Raw genomic sequence first — 6633 nt, 5'->3', positions numbered from 1 at the left:
CCCGGCGCGTGGTGTGATCGTTGGACTGAAGCGGGCCGCCGCAGGCTGATCCGCTTGAAGAAATACAAAGGGGCTTTCCCGGCCGTGGCCCCGCTGGTGGACGACGACCAGGACACCAATCTGGCCGTGCTGCGCATGAGCGCTACTGACCCGCTGTGTGCCGATGCGAGTTGCGCAGGACCAAGGTCCCCGGAGCCATCAACGAGCCCAGTTGTTCGGCATTGGGCTCGATGATGCGTCGAATGGCTTCACTGACCAGGAAATCCACCGGTTGCCGGTAGGTCGTGAGCTCGAAGCTGGGTGAGCTGGCAAGTTCGATGTCGTCGAAGCCGACGATGGCGATCTTGTTGCGGTTGTTGGTGGCGACCAGCGCATCGATCGCGCCGATGGCCAGAATGTCGTTCTCGCAGAACAGCCCCTCCACTCTCTCGGCGCGCGGGGTGGCCTCGAGGTATCGCAGCATGGTGTTCATGCCCTCGCCGCGACGGTAATGGCTGGCTTCGAGCACGACCGACAAGGTCTTCCCGCGCGATTGGAGCCTGTCCCTGAAACCCTCCAGGCGTCGCAGTCCGGTGCGCTCTGACATCGGTGCGGCCATGTAGCCGATGCGTTCGCAGCCTTGCTCGATCAGCAGGTCCGCAATCTCTGCGCCCGCGGGGTGGCCGTCCGTGCTGACGTAGGGGATGCCGGCCTCCCCGCTGTTGCGCAGGCATACCACCAGCGGAATGTGCTTGATGTTCTGCGCCAGCTCGATCAGTTGGCGCGTCAACGTGGCACCCAGGAAGATCAGTCCGTCGACCTGGAATTGATCGGCCAGCCGCAGCGCCTCGGCAGGACCATAGTCGGGGTTGATGTTGAGCAGCAGCGTGCTGTAACCCTGCGCCTGCACCTGGCGGGTGGCTTCGTTCAGCACGCGCAGTTGATTCAGGTTTCCCAGTTCATCGACCAGGATGCCGATGAGGTTCGTGCTGCGGGTGGTCAGGCTGCGCGCCAGCAGGTTCGGCCGATACCCCATGGCGGCCGCCACCTTGCGGACGTGGTCACGCACCTCCGGCGCGACTGAAGCCCCTTCGGCAAACGCCCGCGATACCGTCCACTTGGCCACACCGGCCCTCTCGGCAACATCCTTGGCGGTAACCTTCTTGGCGCGTGTCTCGACGGGGCGGTGCTGGGGCATGTTCGTTGGCGTCGCTTTTGTCGGGCTGTCATTATCGACTCGGCATCAGCCGCCCGAGCGAATCAGACCGTGCCGCCGAGCGAGCCCTCCAGCGAAGCGATTTCCTGCCGGCCGGCCATCAGGTCTTGCAACTGCTCCGCGCTGATTTCGCCGCGCCGCGCGGTGCCAAGCGTGCGGCCCCGGTTCAACACCGTAAAGCAGTCTCCCACCGCCATCGCATGCCGCACGTTGTGCGTGATGAAGACGATGCCGACCCCCTGCTTGCGAACGCGGTCGATCGTCGCCAGCACGCTGGCGGTCTGGCGCACACCGAGTGCCGAAGTTGGCTCGTCGAGGATCAGCACCTTGGCGCCAAAGTACACCGCGCGCGCGATCGCAACCGTCTGCCGTTCGCCGCCCGACAGGGTACCGACCGCCTGATCAGGTTCACGCAGCCGGATTCCCATCTTCGACATCTCGGCCATCGTCACGGCATTGGCGAACTTGACGTCAAAACGCTTGAACGGACCCCAGCCCTTGGTTGGCTCGCGGCCCATCCAGAAGTTGCGGGTGACCGACATCAGCGGAATCATCGCGAGGTCCTGAAACACCGTGGCGATGCCAGCGTTCATGGCCGTGCGAGGGGTATCGAAGACAACCGGTTGCCCGTTGACGAGCATCGTTCCTTTGGTCGGTGGGTGCACGCCCGACATGGTCTTGATGAAGGTCGACTTGCCCGCGCCGTTGTCGCCCAGCAGGCAGTGGCACTCGCCCGCATGCGCCGCGAACGAAACGCCAGCGAGGGCCACAATATTGCCGAACTGCTTTTCGATGTTGCGCATCTCGAGCAGCGGATGTTCTGGGTGGCTCATCTCAACGTTCCCCGGTCACGCGCTTGCGGATGCTGTTGTTGAACAACACGGCGACCAACAACATGCCGCCGAGGAAGACCAGGTACCAGTCCTGGTCGATGCGAGTGTAGGTCAACCCGATCATGACCATGCCGAAGATGATCGAGCCAAGGAACGCACCGACCGCAGAGCCGTAGCCGCCTGTCAACAGGCACCCCCCGATGACGGCGGCGATGATGGCCTCGAATTCCTTCTGGAAGCCGCGGCGGGCGTCAGTGGAGCCACTGTCGAGCACGGTGATGATGGCGACCAGCGCGGCGCACATGGCAGCCACGACGAACAAGCCGATCCGGATATGGCGCACCGGTACCCCCGAGTTCTTGGCCGCCGCCGGGTCGCCGCCCGTCGCAAAGATCCAGTTGCCCAGGGGTGTGCGCAGCAGCACCCAGGTGGCGAGGGCGGTGAGGCCGACAAACCACACGATCTCTACCGGAAGGCCGGTGATCATCGGTTCACCATTGTCGAAGCGGGGAAGCCAACGGTGCTCGGTCAATGTGGCGAACAAGCCCTCGAAGACCTTGCCGCTGAACAGGCCCAGGAACGCCTGGCCTTGCACTGCCTCGGCGATGCCTCGGAGCTGGGTCGATCCACCCGTCGCCCACTTGAGGCCCACGAGGCTCAGTCCGCGCAGGATGAACAATGCCGCCAGCGTGACGATGAAACTGGGCAAGCCGGTGCGAATCACGATCGCGGCGTTCACCACGCCGATGATGCCCGCGACCGCCAGGGTCAAGGGCACCGCCGCCAGCAGCGGAAGGTGCAGCACAGTGATGCTGGCACCGAAGATCAGCCCGGCGAAGGCGACCATCGAGCCGATCGACAGGTCGAATTCGCCGCCGATCATCAGCAGCGACGCGCCGAGCGCCATGATCCCGAGCTGGGCCGCCGGTGTCAGGAAGTTCACCAGTCCGGCCAGGTTGAACATGACCGGATCGGCGACAGCGAGAAAGAAGCCCGTCACCAGAATCAGTCCGGCGACGGCGCCGAGTTCGGGTCGTCGCATCAACTTCGCCAAGGGTGAGATGCGTTTGATGCGTTCGTCGACCGGGACGGCGGGGCTCGACTGGAGGATGCCTGGGGGATTCATGTGGTCGGCCGTGGGTAGCGAAAGAAATGGAAGCGGAGGGTGGCGCCAAAGATGGCGTGAGTTCCGAAGGTGGCGTCTGCCGCCGCCAGTTCCCTTGACGGGGTGGCGACGGTCTGATGCGTCAGCTCAGCGAATGCCCTTGGCCGACAGCTCGATCACCTGCGACACTTTTTCAGATGTGATCAGGTTCGGACCCGATGGCACGTTGCCACCCGGCATCAGACCGAACTTGGCGTGCAACGCGAGGAAGGACACCGGCATGTAGCCCTGCAGGAACTGCTGCTGGTCGATCGCGAAGGCGGCTTCTTTGGCGGCGATGGCCTTCAGGAAACCAGCGGAGAGGTCGAAGGTCGCGATGCGGATCTTGGCCAGGCGACCTGAGTCCTTGGCCGCCGCGACCGCCGGCTCGCCGGCGGTCGCGGCACCGAGCGCCATGATCGTGTCGATCGATGTGTCGGAATCCAGCGCGGCCTTCACCTTGGCCCGCACCTCGGACGGTTCATTGCCGGTGGGCACGACCTTCGTCTTGCCGGCAAAGCCATCGGCGAAGCCCTTGCAACGCAGGTCCAGTGAAACGTTGCCGACTTCCTGGTTGACGCAGATGCCGTTTTTGCCACCCATCTCTTTCAGCTTCTCGCCGGCGGACTTGCCCGCGTCGTACTCCGACTGTCCGACGTGCAGCAGGGCGCCGAGCTTTTTCGAGGACTCGAGGCCCGCGTTGATCGTGATCACCGGGATGCCTGCCTTGACGGCACGTTGAATCGCGGCGCCGAGCGCAGAGGCGTCGGGCACAGAGACCACCAGACCGTCAGGCTTCTGGTTGACGGCGGCATCAATGAGGCGGCTCATGGCCACCATGTCGAAGGACTCCGGTGCTCGGTAAGTCACCTTGACGCCCGAGTCTTTGGCCGCGGCTTCGACGCCGTTCTTCACAACCGACCAGAACGGGTCATTGGCCTGACCGTGGGTCACCACGGCGATGTTCTGGGCGTGTGCGCCAGCGCAAACCAGCAGGGCCACTACGGCTACGGCAATGCTTTTCGCGGTGTTGAAAGGGAATTTCATGTTGTCTCCATGGGATGGGCAGGAACGGTCTGTGAGCCGCTTTGGCAACTCAAGTGATCACTTGCGTGACGCCCTGCGCTGCCGCACCGGGCGGATGCAACCGGGCGCATAAATCATAGAGTGCTTCCGGAAACGAATCTCTAAATGGTTTCACTTAGAGGGCGGTTCCACTGCGTTGCCAACAGCTTGCGCCTCAGATTACAGGGTAAACACTGGCAATGGGAGTGGATGCGCGCATTGCAACCGGATGCATTCATTGCTTAGAATTTTCTCTTGGAGGGCCAAGGCCCTGCGGGCCCGGCTCCGACCCTTACAGATCTCCCACCACTTCCTGAAAGCACCCTCATGCCCGCTCCGTTTGCCTTGGCCGCCTGTGCCGAAATGCTTTGGCCCGACAAGCCGATGTCCTGGCGCCTGTCGCGGCTCACCGAAATGGGCTTCGACGTCGGCATCTGGAACTGGTCCAACCACGATCTGACGATGCTGGAGAAGTCCGGCGCGCGGTTCTCGTCGATGACAGGCTATTTGCGCGGGCGTCTCACCGATGACGAAGGCGCTGCCGAGTTGCTGTCGACCGCGGCCGAAGCAATTCAGGTCAGCAAGCGTCTGAACGTGGCGCGGCTGAACCTGCACGGCACCGGACTTGGCGACCGTGGCCTGCCGGTCACGCCTTGCGAAACGATGACCGGCGCGATGTGGCTGAAGGCGCGCGAGACGCTCAACCGCATCGCCGATCTGGCTGAGCAGCACAGCGTCACCTTCATGATCGAAAACCTCAACCTCGCCGTAGACCACCCAGGCGTTCCCTTTGCGAAGGCGGAAGACACGCTGGCGCTGGTGTCTGCCATCAATCGCCCCGGTCTGAGGTTGAACCTGGACCTCTATCACGCGCAGATCGGCGAGGGCAACCTGATCGAACTCTGCCGCCGCTGCCTGCCCTGGATCGGAGAGGTGCAGGTGGCCGATGTGCCCGGTCGCCAGGAGCCGGGCACCGGCGAGATCAATTACGCCGGCGTGGCACGCGCCCTCAAGCGCATGGGCTACCGCGGCACCGTCTGCATGGAGGCGTTCGCTTCCGGCGACGCCGACGCTGGCCTCGAAGCTTTCCGTTCCGCGTTCACGGTCTGACGGACCGGCATCGCATCCACCCAATCACCATCGAAAGAGACGACACCATGATCAAAGTCGGACTGCTGGGCGCTGGTCGCATCGGCAACGTTCACGCCAAGAGCATCGTTGCCAACACGGCCAGCAAGCTGGTTGCGATTGCCGACGTCAACCACCCGGCCGCCGAAAAGCTCGCCGCGGAATACGGCGCGCGGGCCCGCACGGTCGATGACATCATTCAGGACCGCAACATTGACGCCGTTCTGATCGCCACATCGACCGACACACACGCCGGTCTGATCGAGGCGGCCACCGCTGCGGGCAAGGCCGTGCTGTGCGAGAAGCCTGTGGACTTGAACCTCGAACGCGCGCTGGCCTGCCAGGCGGTTGCCGCACGCCATGGGCGCCCTGTGATGATCGGCTTCAACCGCCGCTTCGATCCGAACTTCGCAGCAGTGAGGCATGCGCTCGACGCGGGCGAAATCGGCGCGGGCGAGCTGCTGTCGATCACTTCGTTCGACCCGTCACCGCCGCCGGTCAGCTACATCAAGGTGTCGGGGGGCTTGTTCCGTGACATGGCCATTCACGATTTCGACATGGCGTGCTGGATCTTCGGCGGCGTACCGGTCGAAGTGACGGCGGTCGGCAGCAGCATCGTCGATCCAGCCATCGGCGCGGCCGGTGATGTCGACACCGCTGTCACCACGCTCCGCTTTGCCGATGGGCGCATCGCGGTGATCAAGAACAGCCGCCGCGCCGTCTACGGCTACGACCAGCGCCTGGAGCTGCTGGGTGCAACTGGCTTGCTGCAAGCCGGCAACATGCTGGAGAACACCGTCGCCAAGACGACCACAGCCGGCGCCCTGAGCGCCAAGCCTGAATTCTTCTTCCTCGAGCGCTATATGCGCGCTTACGAGGCCGAATGGCGCGCCTTCGTACAAGCAGTGGCGCAAGGCACGGCCATGCCGGTCACGCTGCAGGATGGCGTCAACGCGCTCGCGGTGGCGGAGGCCGCCACGCTGTCGGCATCTAGTGGTAGGACTGTCAGGCTTGCCAACGGTCGCCCCGTGGCATCTTGACGCGTCGCACGGCTGTGGTCGGACCGCGTTCGATGGGTTAGCGGTCGCGGGCCGCCCGCCCCGCGTTGAAGTGACCATGGCGCCGTTCCTGGCCTTGGGTGGCGCCAAGGGGATTGGGTTTGGCTTGCAATCCCACTGTGGCGTCATCATTCACGGGCTTGCCCAAGATGTCTGACTTCAAATGGCCGGCATGAACACCGGCTCGCCCTGGGACTGCCACATGGCCAG

Annotated in this window: 7 protein-coding genes; 2 read left to right on the top strand and 5 right to left on the bottom strand. The window is 63.9% G+C overall.

Going from position 1 to position 6633, the window contains the following annotated elements:
* Positions 1 to 142: 142 nt before the first annotated feature.
* The 4 genes from FKP22_RS16985 to FKP22_RS16970 all read right to left on the bottom strand — a co-directional run bounded on the left by FKP22_RS16985 (position 143) and on the right by FKP22_RS16970 (position 4219).
* A complete protein-coding gene (locus FKP22_RS16985; RefSeq protein ID WP_141288639.1) occupies positions 143 to 1177 on the bottom strand; it encodes a LacI family DNA-binding transcriptional regulator in 1035 nt (344 codons plus the stop codon).
* A gap of 62 nt (positions 1178 to 1239) precedes the next feature.
* Positions 1240 to 2028, bottom strand: coding sequence for an ATP-binding cassette domain-containing protein (locus FKP22_RS16980; RefSeq protein WP_141288638.1), 789 nt, complete (start codon positions 2026 to 2028; stop codon positions 1240 to 1242).
* A 1-nt stretch (position 2029) separates the two neighbouring features.
* Entirely contained in the window at positions 2030 to 3154 is a 1125-nt protein-coding gene (locus FKP22_RS16975) for an ABC transporter permease (RefSeq protein ID WP_141288637.1), read from the bottom strand.
* A gap of 126 nt (positions 3155 to 3280) precedes the next feature.
* A complete protein-coding gene (locus tag FKP22_RS16970) occupies positions 3281 to 4219 on the bottom strand; it encodes a sugar ABC transporter substrate-binding protein (protein WP_141288636.1) in 939 nt (312 codons plus the stop codon).
* A gap of 402 nt (positions 4220 to 4621) precedes the next feature.
* Between FKP22_RS16970 and FKP22_RS16965 the strand changes: the two genes are divergently transcribed.
* Together FKP22_RS16965 and iolG are read left to right on the top strand one after the other, a co-directional pair.
* Positions 4622 to 5347 (top strand): TIM barrel protein, encoded by a 726-nt coding sequence (locus tag FKP22_RS16965; protein WP_233446864.1) that lies wholly within the window; start codon positions 4622 to 4624, stop codon positions 5345 to 5347.
* Positions 5348 to 5394: 47 nt separating this feature from the next.
* A complete protein-coding gene (iolG, locus tag FKP22_RS16960) occupies positions 5395 to 6405 on the top strand; it encodes an inositol 2-dehydrogenase (protein ID WP_141288635.1) in 1011 nt (336 codons plus the stop codon).
* A 37-nt stretch (positions 6406 to 6442) separates the two neighbouring features.
* On the opposite strand, the gene FKP22_RS33455 is transcribed toward iolG, so the two are convergent.
* Positions 6443 to 6633: hypothetical protein (locus FKP22_RS33455; protein ID WP_211361440.1), on the bottom strand; the 191-nt coding region annotated here is incomplete at its 5' end.

The sequence above is a fragment of the Ideonella azotifigens genome (assembly GCF_006519715.1).
Classification (GTDB): domain Bacteria; phylum Pseudomonadota; class Gammaproteobacteria; order Burkholderiales; family Burkholderiaceae_C; genus Ideonella; species Ideonella azotifigens.
The sequence above is the reverse complement of the archived record's forward strand: the minus strand, read 5'-3'. Positions and strand labels throughout refer to the sequence as shown.